The following is a 17,017-nucleotide window of genomic DNA, read 5'->3' on the forward strand; positions in this document are numbered from 1 at the left end:
TGTGCATGTCTGCTATGTGCGCCCTTTTTGTGCATATATCAGGCAGGCTTTCTTGTCGCTAAGCGGCATATTGCATGTCTTGTTGGCGCGAAAAGCGATATTTTTGCTGCGAGTATTATGATGTTCTGTTGTGATTGTATTGGTCATAAGGGCGTCTGACGTTGGTATTGTCGCCTTTATGTAAAATCATGACGATGCTTATAGTATCTATTGGGCGCTTGGATCCTGTTCTTATATTTGAATTATTTTCTAAAATCCGCGATTTATCGCAGAATTTGCGATTATCTTTGTATTGCGCCCTCTTAAACATGCTCTCTACCATCATACTATTGGCTGCTTGACTTTGTGATGAGGTGAGACCTGTAACATTGTAAAATGATGCTGCGGGCTGGTAATCGATCAAAAAAGCTAAATCATCCATGTTTTTGACCAAATGCCTCCTTTCCAAAGTTGGCTTTTCATTGAAATATAGGTCTCGGAGGATTGAAGGATTTTAGGTTGCCGGAATGGTGCCTGAATTGGGAGGTGATCTGGCGCGCTTGTGCTGGATGCGGGTTTTTATGCCCGAAATTTGCTTAAGCAACTCTAGGCTGCTTTTCCCAGTACTATCCGTATACGCTTTGCTTCCCTCGATCCGCTCGATTTGCGCCTCGCTCCGTGTGGCGCGGATTTGCACCTTACGTGTTTTCAAGCAAGGGAGGACAACATGCTTGGACTTGGAAAACTCTTCAACACAGTGACGATGGGGGCCATGGCGTTGGCTCTGGGCGCTTCATTCGCCTCTTCCCCATCTGTAGCTGCAGATAAGGGATATGTTGGTATCGCAATGCCTACTCAGTCATCCGCACGCTGGATTACTGACGGCAACAGCATGAAACAGCAATTTGAAGATGCTGGCTATGAGACTGACCTGCAATATGCAGAAGACGACATCGCTAACCAGCTGCGTCAGATCGAAACCATGATCCTGAAGGGCGTCAACGTTCTCGTTATCGCTTCTATCGATGGTACGACCCTGTCCGGCGCTCTTGAGTTGGCAGCAGACTCCGGCATCAAAGTGATCGCTTATGATCGCCTGATCCGTGACTCTGGCAACGTTGACTATTACGCAACCTTCGATAACTTCCAGGTTGGCGTACAGCAGGCTTCCAGCTTGGTGAAAGGTCTTAAAGAACGCTTCCCGGATGCAAAACCTTGGAATGTAGAGCTCTTTGGTGGGTCTCCGGACGACAACAACGCTTACTTCTTCTATGACGGCGCAATGTCTGTGCTGCAGCCACTGATCGACGATGGCAGCATTGCTGTTCCTTCCGAACAGTTCGGCATGGACAAGGTTGGTACCCTGCGTTGGGACGGTGCTGTTGCGCAGGCTCGCATGGATAACCTGCTTTCCGCCTTCTACACTGACAAAACCGTACACGGCGTATTGGCTCCGTATGATGGTCTGTCCATTGGTATCCTGTCCTCGCTCAAGGGCGTTGGTTACGGTTCTGGCGACATGAAAATGCCAATCGTATCCGGTCAGGACGCAGAAGTTCAGTCAATCAAATCCATTTTGGCTGGCGAACAGTATTCCACCATCTTTAAAGACACCCGTGAGCTGGCTCGCGTGACTGTCGGCATGGTGAATGCTCTGCTCGAAGGTGGCGAACCAGAAATCAATGACACCGAAACCTATGATAACGGCGTCAAAGTGGTTCCTTCCTACCTTCTGAAACCAGTTCCTGTCGATGCTTCCAACTGGGAAAAAATCGTGATCGACAGCGGTTACTACACCATGGATCAGATCAAGTAAGGGTCCTCCCGGGGGAGGGAGGTGGAAAGTCTCACCCCCTCCATCCGTTCTTCAAGAACAATAAAGAGACTGTTTGCTTGAGGCTGACATGAACACCATCTTAGAAATGCGAGGAATCACCAAGACCTTTCCGGGTGTAAAGGCCTTGAGTGATGTGAACCTGACGGTCGGCGAAGGTGAAATTCATGCCTTGGTCGGTGAGAATGGCGCAGGCAAGTCAACCCTGATGAAGGTTCTCTCTGGCGTTTATCCCTATGGCACATATGAAGGGGATATCGTCTATAACGGAGAAACCCAGAAATTCGCCACCATCTCCGACAGTGAAGAAAAGGGCATCATCATCATTCACCAGGAACTGGCTCTGGTTCCTCTTCTGTCAATCGCCGAGAATATCTTCCTGGGCAACGAGCGGGCTACCAAAGGGGTCATCAATTGGCCTGTAGCGCACTCTGAAGCAGAGATGCTGCTCAAGATTGTCGGGCTGGACAAACCAACAGGCACGCTGGTTACGAACCTGGGGACGGGTCAGCAGCAGTTGGTTGAGATTGCCAAGGCTCTCTCCAAGGAAGTGAAGCTACTTATTCTCGACGAGCCAACGTCTTCTCTGAACGAGCGGGATAGTGAAGCGCTGCTGCAGCTTCTGCTCGAATTCAAAAGCAAAGGCATTTCCTCAATCCTGATCTCGCACAAGCTCAATGAGGTTGTGAAGGTTGCGGACAAGATCACAGTGTTGCGCGACGGTCAGACCGTCAGTACGCTGGACTGTGACAAAACCGAGGAAATGGAAAATAAAATTATCAAGGACATGGTCGGGCGTGAACTGACCAACCGCTTTCCCCAGCGGACTCCTGAAATCGGCAACATGCTGCTCGAGGTGAAGGGCTGGAATGTCTACCACCAGGTGCATGCTGACCGTCACTTGATCCGCGATGTCAATTTCAATGTTCGTGCAGGCGAGATCGTCGGGATTTCCGGCTTGATGGGCGCAGGTCGAACAGAACTTGCGATGAGTCTTTTTGGTCGTGCCTATGGCCAGAAAATTTCAGGACAAGTTGAATTGCGTGGCGAACCGATCGACGTCAGTACGATCAACAAGGCTGTTGCAAATGGTTTGGCTTATGTGACCGAGGACCGCAAGGAATATGGTCTGGTTCTTGAGAACAGCATCAAAATCAACACAACGCTCTCCAATCTGGAAGGTGTTTCCAAGGGCATCGTCATCGATGACAATGCGGAAACCCGTGTTGGTCTTGAATATAAGAAGAAGCTGAACACCAAATGCTCCAGTTTGATGCAGCAGGTGGTCAACTTGTCTGGTGGGAACCAGCAGAAGGTCGTTTTGAGTAAATGGCTGTTTGCGAACCCGGATGTGCTCATTCTGGATGAGCCCACGCGCGGTATCGACGTGAATGCCAAATACGAAATTTACGCGATCATCAACCAGCTCGCTCAAGAGGGCAAGGGTATCATTTTCATTTCTTCGGAATTGCCAGAACTGCTGGGCATGACAGACAGGATCTACGTCATGAACGAGGGCAGAATGGTTGGCGAAATGCCTACGAAGGAAGCTTCGCAAGAAAAAATCATGCGGATGATCATCAAGGACAAAGGCTGAAACAATGTCACAGGTGGAAAACCCGTCTCCGGCAAACTCTGACGCAGGTGAAACTGTCAGCGTCGCCAGTTATCTGAAGTCAAACGTACGCGAATACGGCCTTTTGATTGCCCTGATCGCTGTTATGATCTTCTTCCAGGTTGTTACCAACGGTATTCTCATGAAGCCGCTCAACCTGACCAACCTCATTCTCCAGAACAGCTACATCGTCATCATGGCGATTGGTATGCTGCTCATTATTGTTGCTGGTCATATTGACCTCTCGGTCGGATCGGTCATGGGCTTTATCGGCGCTCTCGCTGCCGTGATGATCGTCAATTACGAGATCAACTATGTGGTCACGATCATCGTGTGCCTGATTGTCGGTACCGCGATTGGGGCTCTGCAGGGCTTCTGGGTGGCTTATTACAAGATCCCGGCCTTCATCGTGACGCTGGCTGGTATGCTCAGTTTCCGCGGTCTTACGCTGGCGCTGCTCAATGGTCAGTCCATCGGCCCGTTCCCGACCGGCTTTCAGAAACTGAGCTCGGGTTTCATTCCTGACCTGTTCGGTGTTGGTCGTCCGCACATGCTGACGGTTGTTCTCGGGATCGTCCTGAGTGTCTTCCTGATTTATTCTGCTTGGAAAGATCGTAAGGAGCGTGCCAAGTTCGGTAATCTGGAAGAGCCATTTGCCTTCTTTGTGCTGAAGAATCTTCTTATCGTCTTCGCCATCAACTATCTCTCCTACGTCATGGCTGGCTACAGAGGCTATCCAAACGTTCTGATCGTTATCGCTGTGCTGGTTGCTGCTTATGGCTTCCTGACCTCATCCTCTACGGTTGGTCGTCGGATCTATGCTCTGGGTGGTAACGTGAAAGCTGCCAAGCTCTCCGGTGTGAATACTGAACGGTTGACCTTCCTGACCTTTGCCAATATGGGGCTTCTGGCTGCCTTCGCTGGCATGGTGTTTGCCGCCCGCCTCAACACGGCAACCCCGAAAGCCGGTTATGGCTACGAGCTTGACGTTATCGCGGCTGTCTTTATTGGTGGAGCATCCACGACGGGTGGTGTTGGTACGGTTACCGGCGCAATCATCGGTGCCTTCCTGATGGGGGTGATGAACAACGGCATGTCCATTCTGTCCATCGGTATCGATTGGCAGCAGGTCATTAAGGGTGTTGTTCTTCTCGCGGCCGTTATCTTCGACGTCTACAACAAGAAGAAGGCTGGCTAAGTCTTCAAGTGAACCAATGGGTGGGCTGGCCTGCAGCCCACCTCTTTTCCAGAATGTCGGGACATTCGGGATCGCTGATCGGATCATCTATAGGACATTTCTGGTTCGGCCCTTTTCGCAAGCATTTTTGCCATATCCGGCGTGCAGTCGAAAAATGCTTGTTTTATAGCAATCGCCTCATTGGTGCGGATAGCAAGATAATCCATAAGTATAACCTTATAGCCTCTAACCGCCTGGCGGGGATCTGTCCATATTTTCAAGGTGGACTGGTCGAGGGGTGTGGTCAGATGAATGGCCAGAATGGTGCTCCGGTTGCTGTAACATTTCGAAAATAAGCCCTGGCTCGCATGAAGCCACGTGACGAATAGGGCGGTTTGAGGAGGACATTCAAATGCTGAAAGAACTGAGGGAAGAGGTTTTTCGCGCGAATATCGAACTGAATGACCGCGGTGTCGTGATCTACACATGGGGCAATGTCAGTGCGATCGATCGTGAGAAGGGGCTGGTTGTCATCAAGCCGTCGGGCGTCCCTTACGAAACGATGACTGCTGACGATATGGTGGTTGTTGACCTCGACAATAATGTTGTCTGGGGCAGCAAGAAGCCGTCTTCTGACACGAAAACCCATACCACGCTTTACAAGGCCTTTCCGCAGATTGGTGGTGTGGTGCATACCCATTCCCGCCATGCTGTCGCCTGGGCTCAGGCGCGTCGGGAGATCCCGTGCCTCGGTACCACGCAGGCAGATTATTGCGCCGGTCCGGTGCCCTGCACCAAGCCTCTCACTGAAGAACAGGTCAATCGAGATTATGAAACGACGACCGGCGAGGCCATTGTTGAACGCTTTGAAGAGCTTGATCCCGCAGCTGTTCCAATGGTTTTGGTAGCCGGTCACGGGCCTTTTGCCTGGGGCAAGGATGCTGATGACGCCGTGCACAATGCAGTTGTGCTCGAAGAGGTTGCCCACATGGCAACTATCACCGCAACGATTACCAATCCCATACCGCCATTGGAGCAGTATGTGCTCGATTATCACTATGAGCGCAAACATGGAAAAAATGCCTGGTATGGGCAGAAATAGGTACCGTCTTGCGGTTCCGAGGGGGGAAATGCCTAAGCATCTCGGAACCGCTTTTTTGCGCAAAGGGGAGGGATTTAGGCTTTGCATCCTTCGCGCAAACATATCCAGACCATCGCGCAACTGACGCCGGTCGAAAATTGAAAGGGCATGGAAATGTTTGGTTTGAAACCTTTGAAATTCTGGTTTGTGTGCGGCTCGCAGCACCTTTATGGTCCGGAAACATTGGCCGAGGTGGCTGATGGTGCCCGTAAGGTTGTTGAGGGGCTGTCCAAAGACGGGCGTCTGGTGTTGCCGCTCGAATTTGCGACAGTGGCGACGACCGGGGAGGAAATTGCGGATGTTTGCCGTCGGGCGTCGGCTGACCCTGAATGTGGCGGTATCATCTTGTGGATGCATACTTTTTCGCCTTCCAAAATGTGGATTCGCGGCCTTAACGCGCTGACTAAGCCGATGCTGCATCTGCATACGCAGCTCAATGCAGCGTTGCCTTGGGATTCCATTGATATGGACTATATGAACCTGCATCAGTCTGCCCATGGAGACCGGGAAGCGGGCTTCCTGCATACGCGCATGCGCATTGGCCGCAAGGTGGTTGTTGGTCACTGGAGCGATCCTGCGGTTCAGGATCGGATTGACAGCTGGATGCGCGCTGCGCGCGCCTGGGACGATTGGCAGGGCTCTGGCGTTTGCCGCTTTGGCGACAATATGCGCAATGTTGCCGTGACCGATGGCGACAAGGTGTCTGCCGAAATGGCCTTCGGCTTCAAGGTGGATTACTGGCCGGTTGGTGATCTGGTCGCCAAAATGGCTGACTTCTCCGATGCCGATGTGGAAGCGCTTGTTGCCGAATATGACAAGACCTATGAGCTGGTTCCCGAGCTTCAGGCTGGTGGTGCCAAGCGGTCTTCCCTGCTTGATGCAGCGCGGCAGGAACTGGCCATTTCCTACTTCCTGAAAGAGGGGAATTACAAGGGCTTTACCCATACATTTGAAGATTTGCATGGCCTCAATCAGCTGCCCGGTCTTGCGCCTCAGCGCATGATGGAGCAGGGCTTCGGCTTTGCAGGTGAAGGCGACTGGAAGACGCCTGCGCTGGTGCGTGCCATGAAGGTCATGGGGCATGGCAAGAGCGGTGCTTGCTCCTTTATGGAAGATTACACCTATGATGTTTCCAAGCCGGGTGAAGAACTGGTTCTTGGGGCGCATATGCTTGAGGTCTGCCCGACCATCGCAGAAAGCAAGCCGCGCCTCGAGATCCATGAACTGGGTATTGGTGGCAAGCCAGACCCTGTGCGTATGGTCTTTGACTCTGTTAAGGGCGGCGCAATCAATGCCTGCCTCATTGACATGGGTAACCGATTCCGCCTGATTGCCAACGAGGTGACCTCTGTTGAGCATCCGGACCTGCCAAAGCTTCCTGTGGCACGCGCAGTGTGGCAATGTAAGCCAGACTTCAAAACCGCCTGTGAGGCCTGGATTTTGGCCGGTGGTGCCCATCACACCGCTTACAGCTATGATGTGACAGCGGAAATGTTGGAAGACTTTGCGACCATCGCCGGAATCGAACTGGCCTTGATTGACGACGATACCAAAATCTCCGATTTCAAGCAGACGCTGCGCAATAATGAAATCTATTGGCATCTGGCCAAGGGCATTCGCGTATAATCGCTGAAGGCTCAATGCAATCAGAAAAGCCCGGCCAAGTGATTGGTCGGGCTTTTCGTTTCTCAATTTCTATCGCCCTTTGTTGTCTGGAATAAGAGGGCGGCTTGCTTTGGCTCGCGAACGTTAGCTGCTATGTTTGGGTAGTGGCACTTCGGCGGCGAAAACAGCGGTTGCCTTGTCCAAAGCGTTATCGATCTGCTCTCCTTCGGAGCGGACAATCATGGAAAGGCTGCGCTCTCGGAATGTGCGCGGGCTCATGTTGGTGTGACGACGGAAAACACGTGAGAAATAAAGCGGATCCTCATAGCCGACCATCTGCGAGAGGGCTTTGATGGGAACGTTGGAAACGCGCAGGACCTGCATGGCATATTGAATGCGCTGACCATCGCGCCATTGCACGATGCCGGTGCCGATATATTTGCGGAACAGGTGAGAGAGGCGTGACGGAGACAGGCAGACATGGCTGGCGATCTCGTTGACCGTCAGGGGCTTGTCCAGATTGTTGGATATAAGCGTGCAGGCGGCCAGAACGCGCTCGTCAATTTCGATGTTGGACTTCTTCTCCGCTCTGTTCATTCTTGCGCAAAATAGCAGGATATGTTCCAGTCTGTTGAATGCAAGGTCAGCAGAAAGGCTGTCGGAAAGTCCTGCCCATTTTTCCACTTCCACAAACAGGCGGAACAATTCGCTGAAGCGGCTTTCCTCTCTATGGCGCATGATATAGACACCGTTGACCTCTTCGTCCCATTGCAGCCATGGCTTCCAGAAAGCGCGAGGCTGGAAATAGATCCAGCGATGCCACCATTTGTCTGCATCCGGGTCTCGGCCATAGAAATGTTGTGCGTCAGGGGGGAAGAGAACGAGGTCTCCGGGCTTCACAATCGTTGTGTTCTTGCCATCGAAGAGCTTTCCCTGTCCATCCACGGTCAGGTTGATGATCCATCCATGCATGCCGTTGGGACGATCAATATGGAAGTCGAGCGGTCCGCCTTTTTCGATGGGTGTGATGCCGGCGACAAGCCGGATTCCAAACTCGAAACCCGGAAAAAGAGCTGCCACTTCCTTGTCGTAGTTCTTGGGAGAACTGCGAAAGGAAAGCTTGTTAAAGATTCTCTGTACCTGCGGATCTTGGGCAGGGTCGAAATAAGAATGATCGTCCATGTCTCTAGCCTGATGCTGCATTGTGGAATATCAGGATCGTCCATATTGTAAACTAAGTCTATCGAAATTGAAAGCCGTGTTATGGATGAGTTTGAGGAGAATTATCCATAGAAGCGGCAAAAGAAAACCTGTTGGCGTTTCAACGGTAGGGAGGAATATCGAATGAGTTCAACCAATGACAGCTGTGCTCTCGGTCTCGACTTTGGATCGGATAGTGTGCGGGCCGTTGTTGTCCGGGTAGCAGACGGGGAGGAGCTTTCCTCGGCAGTTGCGAACTATCCCCGCTGGGCCGAGGGGAAATTCTGTGATGCGGCGCGTCAGCAGTTTCGCCAGCATCCGTCAGACTATCTCGAAGCGATGGGCTCAGCCGTGCGCGAAGCGATCGCCGGGCTCGAAGCGCATCCAGACATTATCGGTATTGGCGTAGACACCACCGGGTCGTCTCCCATGCCAGTCACGGCCGACGGCACTGCGCTGGCGCTGAAGGACGGTTTCTCGTCTGATCCGGATGCCATGTGCATTCTCTGGAAAGACCACACTTCTGTTGCCGAAGCGCAGGAGATCAATGATCTGTGCCATTCGGGCCAGTTTCCTGATTTTACCAAATATGTCGGCGGCATTTATTCTTCGGAATGGTACTGGGCCAAGATCCTGAATGTCGGTCGTCGCAATCCGACCGTTTTCCGCGCAGCGGCCAACTGGGTTGAGCTGTGCGACTGGATCCCTGCTGTGCTGGCAGGTGTGACCGATGCGTCAAAGATCGTGCGGTCTCGTTGCGCCGCCGGTCACAAGGCTTTGTGGCATCCTGAATTCGGCGGCTTGCCGAGCCGGGAATGGCTGCAGGCGCTTGATCCTCTGCTGGGCAATCTGACCACGCCGCTGTTCGGGGAAACCAAGACCAGTGATCAGGTTGCTGGCAATCTGTCTTCAGACTGGGCGGGGCGCTTTGGCCTCAAGGCCGGGATCCCGATTGCTGTTGGTGCTTTCGATTGTCATATGGGCGCCGTTGGGGCCGGTATCGAGCCTTATTCTCTGGTTCGTGCCATGGGCACCTCCACCTGCGACATCCTTGTTGCGCCGCCTGAAGAGGTGAGCGACACGTTGGTTAGCGGTATTTGCGGTCAGGTTCCAGGTAGCGTTCTGCCTGATCTGGTTGGCTTTGAAGCCGGTCAGTCTTCTTTCGGCGATGTGTTCGCATGGTTTGAACGTTTGCTGCAGTGGGGTCGGAATGGTCGTGGCAAGGCTGGTTCCCTGTTGCCGGAGCTCGAAAAGGAAGCTGCCGAGTTGCCACCGGGTGGTTATGGTGAACGCGCCCTGGATTGGCTCAATGGACGTCGTACGCCTGATGCTGACCAAACAGTGAAGTCTATCATTGCCGGATTGCATCTAGGATCGACGGCGCCGTCTATCTATCGTGCCCTGATTGAAGCAACGGCTTATGGCTCGCGCGCAATCGTGGAGCGCTTTGAAGAGCAGGGTGTCAAGGTCAACAGCATTGTTGCCATTGGCGGTATTGCCCGCAAGTCTGACTTTATCTCTCAGGTTTGCGCCGATGTGATGAACCGTAAGGTGGATGTGGCTTTGTCCGATCAGGCCTGTGCGCGTGGGGCTGCCATTTTTGCTGCGACCGCCGCCGGGGCCTATGAGGATATCTATAAAGCCAAGGATGCGATGCTGAGCCCGATCGAGAAAAGCTTCGAGCCGAATCCCGAAATGCATAAGCTCTATAACGCAATCTATGAAGATTATAAGCGCGTCGGCGCCTTTGCCGGAGATCTGGCCAAGAGCTGAAGTGCACCTCCACGCAAAGTGGACTAGACCTGGCCCGGGCAGCTTGCTGTTCGGGCTTTTTCTATTCTGGGTGGGTATTGGCAGGGGAAAGCAGATCAGGCTTCCACAGATCAAACGAAGGGCTAGGCATTTCCGGCAAAATGCTGTTAAAGATAGCGCAATTTGCATTTGCGTGGCGATGCCCCCCGCGAGATGCTCTCAGGAGATGCCCCATGAGCCTACCCGACAATCAAACCGATTTTATTGTTCGCCGTCCTGATGACTGGCATTTGCATTTACGTGATGGTGAAATGCTCAAGGCGGTGTTGCCGCACAGCAGCGCGCATTTCGGCCGGGCCATCATTATGCCCAATCTGGTGCCTCCTGTTGTAAAGACCTCTGATGCTGAGGCTTATCTGGGGCGTATTCAGACGGCTCTTCCGGAAGGCCATCACTTCGAGCCGCTGATGACCTTGTATCTGACAGAGCGCACCGAGCCGGCGGATGTCGAATTGGGCGTTAAATCAGGGCTCATCAAGGCATTGAAGCTATATCCCGCGGGTGCAACCACCAACTCGGACAGCGGTGTGCGCAACATCGAGGCCGTTTATCCGGTGCTTGAGAAGATGGCCGAGATTGATGTGCCGCTTCTGGTGCATGGTGAAGTGACCGACGCCGATATCGATATCTTCGATCGTGAGGCTGTTTTCATTGATCGCGTGTTGACCCCGATACGTGAGCGTTTCCCTTCTTTGCGCATTGTGATGGAACATGTAACCACGGAAGACGGGGTGAATTTCGTCAAGGGAGCGGGGGACAAAACCGCTGCGACCATCACGACTCATCATCTGATTATCAACCGCAATGCCATTCTGGTTGGTGGCATCAAGCCGCATTATTACTGTCTGCCGGTTGCCAAGCGCGAGAAGCATCGTCTTGCCCTGCGCGCGGCTGCCTCATCCGGCGATGGCCGCTTCTTCCTTGGAACGGACTCGGCACCGCATTCCAAGTCTGCCAAGGAATGTGCCTGCGGCTGTGCCGGCGTGTTCAATGCCCCCAATACGGTCAACTGTCTGGCCCATGTGTTTGAGGAAGATGGCGCGCTAGATAAGCTTGAAGCCTTCATGTCTCTTAATGGCCCTGCCTTCTACGGTCTTCCGGCCAACGAAGAGCGCATTCGTCTGTTCAAGACCGATGCGCCGCTGGTTCTGGAAGACAAGATCACCGTTGATGGTGATGAAGTCGTTGTTTTTGATCCCGGTTTCCCGTTGTTCTGGCGATACGAAACCGCTAACGCTTGAGCCGTTTGTTCGGCTCGCACCTTCCAAAGGATGCCCTGATGATTACTTCTTCTTTCCCCGATCGCGCGCTAATGGCCGAGTTGACCGCACAAATGCTGCTTGAGGTCAATGCGGTGCACTTCCGTCCCGAAGAGCCCTTCATGCTGGCGTCCGGTTTGGCGAGCGCCACCTATATCGATTGCCGCAAGCTTATCTCCTACCCGCGCATTCGCAATTCTCTGATGGAATTTTGTGCCGCGACGATCATGCGTGATATCGGCTTTGAGAAGATTGATGCTGTTGTTGGTGGTGAAACAGCTGGCATTCCTTTCGCCGCATGGATTGCGGATAAGCTGGCTCTGCCAATGAACTATGTGCGCAAGAAACCAAAGGGCTATGGTCGGGATGCACAGATCGAAGGCGCTCCAATCGCAGGCAAGCGCGCTCTTCTGGTGGAAGATCTGACCACGGATGGCGGCAGCAAGATCAACTTCGTGGAAGCCATGCGCAAAGCCGAGGCCGAGGTGCATGACACGATCGTTCTCTTCTATTACGATATCTTCCCTGAAGCGCTGGAAAATATGAAGAAAATCGATCTCAATCTGCATTATCTGGCCACATGGCACGACGTTTTGGCGGTCGCCAAGAAGCAGAATTATTTCGACACCAAGACACTGGACAGTGTTGAGAGCTTCCTGAATGAGCCTCTGAAATGGTCTGGTGAACATGGTGGCGCTACCGAGATTACGGCTGTGCCTGAAAAAAGCTAAGTCGCGCTGATATATTTCGATTTCAAGGCAGGGGCAGGCTTCGGTTTGCTCCTGCTTTTTTTATGCGCAAGAGACAGGCTGTGCCGGATCAGCAGCTTTCGCGCCAGCGGATCTTTGTGCCCAGAATGATCTTCTTGGAAAAGCTGCGGCCTGAAAGGCGCTCAAGCAAAAGGTCAACCGCTGCCTGACCGATGTCTTCTGCGGGAATGGCAACGGTCGTCAGGCCCGGAGAGATCAGTCCGGCGGCGGGGATATCGTTGAAGCCGACGATGCGCACATCTTTGGGCACATGCAGGTTAAGGCTGCTGGCGGCCTGAAGAGCGCCAATGGCCATGGTATCGTTGGCTGCGATGATGATCTCCGGGCGATCTTCAGTATCGAGCAATTGGCGCGCGAGTTCGAAGCCGCTCATCGGGGTGAGGCGTTCAAAGCGCACATTGGCCGGAGCTTCCAGCCCGCGCGCCTTGAACCACTGCATGAAGGTGCGGCTGCGCAAGTCCGGATAGGGGCGGCGCGGGTTTTCTGCGCCAGAGAGGGCCCCAATGAAGCCATATTTGCGAAAGCCCTTTTGCCAAAGCGCGTCGAGCAGATTGGCGGTGGCCTGTTCCAGATCCGGGAATACGCAATCAACATCTGTCCTGTCTGGCGGAAAGTCGACGCAGACAAGTGGAACGCCCGTTTCCGCCAGATGATCGATTGTCTTGTGTCCGTGGGGACCGACCACCAGAATGGCATCGCTTTTCTTGGGGAAGCCTTTGGGCAGATCGTCAAGCTGGTTGCTGCGGTGATCAATTTTGAGATCAGCTTGTGAGAGATGCTTTTCGATGCTGTGGCGGATGGTGATGAAATAAGGATCTGCCAGCTCTTCGGTGGCATCAAGGGTATGGAGCAATGATATCCGTGCGCTGTTGGTGACACTGCTCATCTGCTTCTTCTTTGCCCGCATGCGCGGAGTGGCATAGTCGAGGTCTTGCGCCGTCTCGATGATCTGTCGGCGCTTTTCTTCTGAGACCGAAAGGCTGGCGTCATAATTGAGGACGCGGGAAACCGTCGTTGGCGATACGCCCACGCGGTCTGCGATGTCCTTGATGGTTGCCATGCCGTCGCTCCTTGTTGTCTTGCCCTTAGCTGTTTTGAACCACACTATGCCCTGCAAGGGAAGGGGTGATCGATCAATCCGTTTCGATTGAAATCCACTTCAATTTTTGTGTGAGATAATTATCTAGTAAATATTTACTTGTGTCAATTTGTGGGCTACACTTCAGTAACTGCCGAAAATGTGTTTTAACGCTCGGTGTTATAACCATTGAATTGCGATGCAGCCCTTGGGCGAGTTTGCTACTGGGAGTGGAAATATGAAGCGAAATATTTTGGTGTGCGGTGGGGCTGGCTATATTGGCTCCCATATGGTTCAGCTTTTGCTGGAAGCCGGACATGATGTCGTTGTTTTTGATAATTTGTCCTCAGGCCATGTTGAGGCTATTCTTGGCGTTCCTTTGGAGCGCGGTGATCTTCTGAACCCTCAGGATCTCGATGCTGTTTTCAAGAAGCATAAGGTGGATGCTGTTATCCATTTTGCAGCGCTGATTGCCGTGGGGGAATCGGTCGAAAAGCCTGATCTTTACTACCGCAACAACGTTACTGGTACGCTCAATCTGCTCGACGCCATGCGCAAGGCGGGTGTTGATCGCATTGTCTTCTCTTCTACGGCCGCCGTGTTTGGCAATCCGCAACGTGATTTGATTGACGAAACCCACCCGCTGGGGCCGATCAACCCTTATGGCTGGTCCAAGCGCATGGTTGAGCAGGTGCTCTCCGATATGGCAACCGCCTACGGCTTGCGCTCTGTGGCTTTGCGTTATTTCAATGCTGCTGGTGCGCATCCCAATGGCCTGATCGGAGAAGCGCATAGTCCGGAAACGCATCTAGTGCCGCTGGTTCTGCTGACAGCGCTTGGTATCCGTGAGAAGCTTTCTGTCTTTGGCAGTGACTACGAAACGCGCGACGGAACCTGCATCCGCGACTATATCCATGTGCTTGATCTTGCCTCGGCCCATCTGTTGGCGCTCGATTATATGGATACTCACGAGGGTGCCCATCGCTTCAATCTTGGCAATGGCAACGGCTTTACCAACCTTGAGGTCATCCAGACCGCCAAGCGGCTGACCAATCGCCCCATTCCTTATGACATGGCTCCGCGTAGAGCCGGGGATTCGGCAACATTGGTAGCTGACAGCACGCGTGCCAAAACGGAACTGGGCTGGAAGCCCAAATTTGATGCGCTTGAAACAATCATTGAAACCGCCTGGCGTTGGCACCATGAGCCCAAATATGGTCCCTTTGCCGGCAAATAGTGAGGAGGCCCTCGATGGCTGAAGAAACTGTGCCCACAGATGCTCCGCATCGTCGATTTAACCCGCTCAAGGGAGAGTGGGTGCTTGTTTCACCTCATCGCAACAAACGGCCCTGGCAGGGGCAGCAGGAAGAGGTCGTGATCGTGGAAAAACCCCGTCACGACCCCAATTGCTATCTCTGCGCGGGCAATGAGCGGAACTCGGGTGCGGTGAATCCCGATTATAAGGGGCCGTTCGTTTTTCCAAACGACTTTCCCGCTTTGCTGGAAGATACGCCAGCGGGAGGAACCTCAGGCGATCCGCTGTTTCGCGCCGATACGGTGCGTGGCACTGCGCGCGTGATGTGCTTTTCCGAGCGGCATGATCTTACCTTGCCCGAGCTTGAAGTTACCGACATCCGCAAGGTGGTGGATACATGGGCTGACCAGATCGTTGATCTGGGGGCGCAGTATGACTGGGTTGCCGTTTTTGAAAATAAGGGTGCCGTTATGGGCTGTTCGCAGCCCCATCCTCATGGCCAGATCTGGGCTTCGGATTTCCTGCCTAACGAAGTTGCCGTCGAGGACAGCAATCAAGCGCGATTTCTGGCCGAGAATGGTGAGGTTCTTCTGGTTCGCTATGCGGCGGATGAGGCGCGCAAAGGCGAGCGGGTGGTTGTCGAGAATGAGGACTGGATTGCAGTGGTGCCCTGGTGGGCGACATGGCCTTTCGAGACGTTGCTCATGCCAAAGCGCCACATATTGCGCCTGCCGGATCTGACAGACACGGAACGGAACAGCTTGGCCGATGCGCTCAAGGGTCTATGCACCAGATATGACAATCTGTTCGAGACCGAATTCCCCTATACGATGGGGTGGCATGGGGCGCCGACGCGACAGGGTAAGTTCGATCACTGGCAATTGCATGCGCATTTCTATCCGCCGCTGCTGCGCTCTGCCACAGTACGCAAATTCATGGTTGGCTATGAAATGCTCTCGGAAGCCCAACGTGATTTGACCGCTGAAAGTGCGGCGGAGCGTTTGCGGTCCTTGTCCGATATTCATTACAAGTCAGTAAAGTAAGGGGGGGGATGTATGACGCAAGAAAAAGAGACGGCATCAGTCAAGGCGGCGTTTGAAAAACACTTCGGACAGACACCTGGCGTGGTGGCCTATTCGCCAGGTCGGGTCAATCTGCTTGGGGAACATACCGATTATAATGGTGGTTTTGTCTTGCCTATGGCCTTGCGTGGCCTGGGCGTGTCCATCGCTCTTGGCAAGGGCGATAAGCCCGGTGTGATCGAGGCCTATTCGGATACGTTCGATCAGACCGAGCTACGGTCCATAGAGGATGGTCGTGAAGGACGCTGGTCTGACTATCTGTTGGGGTGCCTGAAGGCTGTGGCCGATGAGGATGTGGCCGCGACGGGGCTGCGTGTGGCGCTTGAAACCACCCTTCCCATGGGGGCAGGACTTTCCAGCTCGGCCGCACTTGAGGTGGCGTCGATCAAGGCAGCGTTGGCACTCTTCGGGCGCACGATGAGTTCGGTCGATGTGGCTGTCAAGGCGCGGGCGGTGGAGAATGAATTTGTCGGCATGCCTTGCGGCATCATGGACCAGTTCGCCTCTTCCGTCGGTGATCCGGGTGTGGCGATGTTCCTCAATACCCGTACACTTGATTATGAGCTGGTGGAGACATCGCCGGACTTTGCTTTCGTCATCATTGCATCCGGTGTCAGCCACCAGCTGGTTGATGGCGGAGAAGACGGCTATGCAACTCGTGTGGCAGAATGTCAGGCGGCGTGCAAGGCGCTCAATGTGGAAATGCTCAGCGATCTGGGCGTTGGCGATCTGGACCGCATCAACGGGATTTCCGAGCCGCTGAACCGCAGGGCGCGGCATATTGTCAATGATAACAAGCATGTGCTGGATGGCGTTGTGGCGCTGCGCAATCACGATATGGCTTTCTTTGGCAAGCTTATGGTGGCAAGTCATCTCTCCCAGAAAGATGATTACCAGATCACGGTTGATGAGACCGATGCGATTGTTGAGGCGGCGCTCTCCTTCGGCGCGCTTGGTGCGCGGCAGACCGGTGGTGGCTGGGGTGGCTCTGTGGTGGCTCTGGTGGAGAAGGATCAGGTTGATGCCTTCAGTCAGCGCATTCTGGATCGCTTTGAAAAGACGTCCATTCTTGCCGTGACCTGAACGGGGGCGGATCTCTCGTCGAACCGGTGATTCTGGTGGGCAACGGTTCACCATCCGGATAGTGATGACACCCGGCGGTTTTGTCGGGTGTTTTTTTATCTGTCGACTAAGGTCGACGGGTGGGTGC

General features: G+C 53.5%; 15 protein-coding genes. 11 read left to right on the forward strand and 4 right to left on the reverse strand.

Annotated features, from left to right (window positions below; all coding sequences use genetic code 11):
• Positions 1-115: 115 nt before the first annotated feature.
• Complete coding sequence (locus ACKPCT_RS22370; protein ID WP_319568016.1) at positions 116-421, reverse strand: hypothetical protein; 306 nt, start codon at positions 419-421, stop codon at positions 116-118.
• A gap of 321 nt (positions 422-742) precedes the next feature.
• On the opposite strand from ACKPCT_RS22370, the gene chvE reads away from it, so the two are divergent.
• From chvE to mmsB, 3 genes are all read left to right on the forward strand, one after another.
• On the forward strand, positions 743-1,795 hold the full coding sequence (chvE, locus tag ACKPCT_RS22375; RefSeq protein ID WP_090075286.1) for a multiple monosaccharide ABC transporter substrate-binding protein: 1,053 nt from the start codon (positions 743-745) through the stop codon (positions 1,793-1,795).
• A gap of 88 nt (positions 1,796-1,883) precedes the next feature.
• Complete coding sequence (gene mmsA, locus ACKPCT_RS22380; RefSeq protein ID WP_090075266.1) at positions 1,884-3,410, forward strand: multiple monosaccharide ABC transporter ATP-binding protein; 1,527 nt, start codon at positions 1,884-1,886, stop codon at positions 3,408-3,410.
• A 4-nt stretch (positions 3,411-3,414) separates the two neighbouring features.
• Complete coding sequence (mmsB, locus tag ACKPCT_RS22385) at positions 3,415-4,626, forward strand: multiple monosaccharide ABC transporter permease (protein WP_090075265.1); 1,212 nt, start codon at positions 3,415-3,417, stop codon at positions 4,624-4,626.
• An 83-nt stretch (positions 4,627-4,709) separates the two neighbouring features.
• Here mmsB and ACKPCT_RS22390 read toward each other — a convergent pair whose 3' ends face one another.
• On the reverse strand, positions 4,710-4,832 hold the full coding sequence (locus tag ACKPCT_RS22390) for a hypothetical protein (RefSeq protein WP_280141799.1): 123 nt from the start codon (positions 4,830-4,832) through the stop codon (positions 4,710-4,712).
• Positions 4,833-5,017: 185 nt separating this feature from the next.
• Here ACKPCT_RS22390 and araD point away from each other — a divergent pair, with 185 nt between their 5' ends.
• On the forward strand, positions 5,018-5,707 hold the full coding sequence (araD, locus tag ACKPCT_RS22395) for an L-ribulose-5-phosphate 4-epimerase AraD (RefSeq protein ID WP_319568017.1): 690 nt from the start codon (positions 5,018-5,020) through the stop codon (positions 5,705-5,707).
• A gap of 153 nt (positions 5,708-5,860) precedes the next feature.
• Entirely contained in the window at positions 5,861-7,372 is a 1,512-nt protein-coding gene (gene araA / locus ACKPCT_RS22400; RefSeq protein ID WP_090075285.1) for an L-arabinose isomerase, read from the forward strand.
• Between the two features lie 123 nt (positions 7,373-7,495).
• Here the strand turns inward: araA and araC are convergent, their stop codons facing one another.
• Entirely contained in the window at positions 7,496-8,533 is a 1,038-nt protein-coding gene (araC, locus tag ACKPCT_RS22405; RefSeq protein ID WP_175528200.1) for an arabinose operon transcriptional regulator AraC, read from the reverse strand.
• A gap of 162 nt (positions 8,534-8,695) precedes the next feature.
• On the opposite strand from araC, the gene ACKPCT_RS22410 reads away from it, so the two are divergent.
• The 3 genes from ACKPCT_RS22410 to ACKPCT_RS22420 all read left to right on the forward strand — a co-directional run bounded on the left by ACKPCT_RS22410 (position 8,696) and on the right by ACKPCT_RS22420 (position 12,353).
• Positions 8,696-10,324: a ribulokinase gene (locus ACKPCT_RS22410; RefSeq protein WP_319568018.1), complete on the forward strand. Its 1,629-nt coding sequence runs from the start codon at positions 8,696-8,698 to the stop codon at positions 10,322-10,324.
• Positions 10,325-10,536: 212 nt separating this feature from the next.
• Entirely contained in the window at positions 10,537-11,604 is a 1,068-nt protein-coding gene (gene pyrC, locus ACKPCT_RS22415; protein ID WP_090075261.1) for a dihydroorotase, read from the forward strand.
• A gap of 38 nt (positions 11,605-11,642) precedes the next feature.
• Positions 11,643-12,353, forward strand: coding sequence for an orotate phosphoribosyltransferase (locus ACKPCT_RS22420; protein WP_090075284.1), 711 nt, complete (start codon positions 11,643-11,645; stop codon positions 12,351-12,353).
• A gap of 88 nt (positions 12,354-12,441) precedes the next feature.
• Here the strand turns inward: ACKPCT_RS22420 and ACKPCT_RS22425 are convergent, their stop codons facing one another.
• Entirely contained in the window at positions 12,442-13,452 is a 1,011-nt protein-coding gene (locus tag ACKPCT_RS22425; protein ID WP_090075260.1) for a LacI family DNA-binding transcriptional regulator, read from the reverse strand.
• Positions 13,453-13,708: 256 nt separating this feature from the next.
• On the opposite strand from ACKPCT_RS22425, the gene galE reads away from it, so the two are divergent.
• Genes galE through galK form a run of 3 tightly spaced genes read left to right on the forward strand, consistent with a single transcriptional unit; the run spans position 13,709 to position 16,890 of the window.
• Positions 13,709-14,707, forward strand: coding sequence for a UDP-glucose 4-epimerase GalE (gene galE / locus ACKPCT_RS22430; RefSeq protein WP_090075259.1), 999 nt, complete (start codon positions 13,709-13,711; stop codon positions 14,705-14,707).
• A gap of 14 nt (positions 14,708-14,721) precedes the next feature.
• Entirely contained in the window at positions 14,722-15,768 is a 1,047-nt protein-coding gene (locus tag ACKPCT_RS22435; protein WP_090075258.1) for a UDP-glucose--hexose-1-phosphate uridylyltransferase, read from the forward strand.
• A gap of 12 nt (positions 15,769-15,780) precedes the next feature.
• Positions 15,781-16,890 (forward strand): galactokinase, encoded by a 1,110-nt coding sequence (galK, locus tag ACKPCT_RS22440; RefSeq protein WP_319568019.1) that lies wholly within the window; start codon positions 15,781-15,783, stop codon positions 16,888-16,890.
• Positions 16,891-17,017 lie beyond the last annotated feature (127 nt).

It is taken from the genome of Cohaesibacter marisflavi, from assembly GCF_963665895.2.
GTDB classification, from domain to species: domain Bacteria; phylum Pseudomonadota; class Alphaproteobacteria; order Rhizobiales; family Cohaesibacteraceae; genus Cohaesibacter; species Cohaesibacter marisflavi.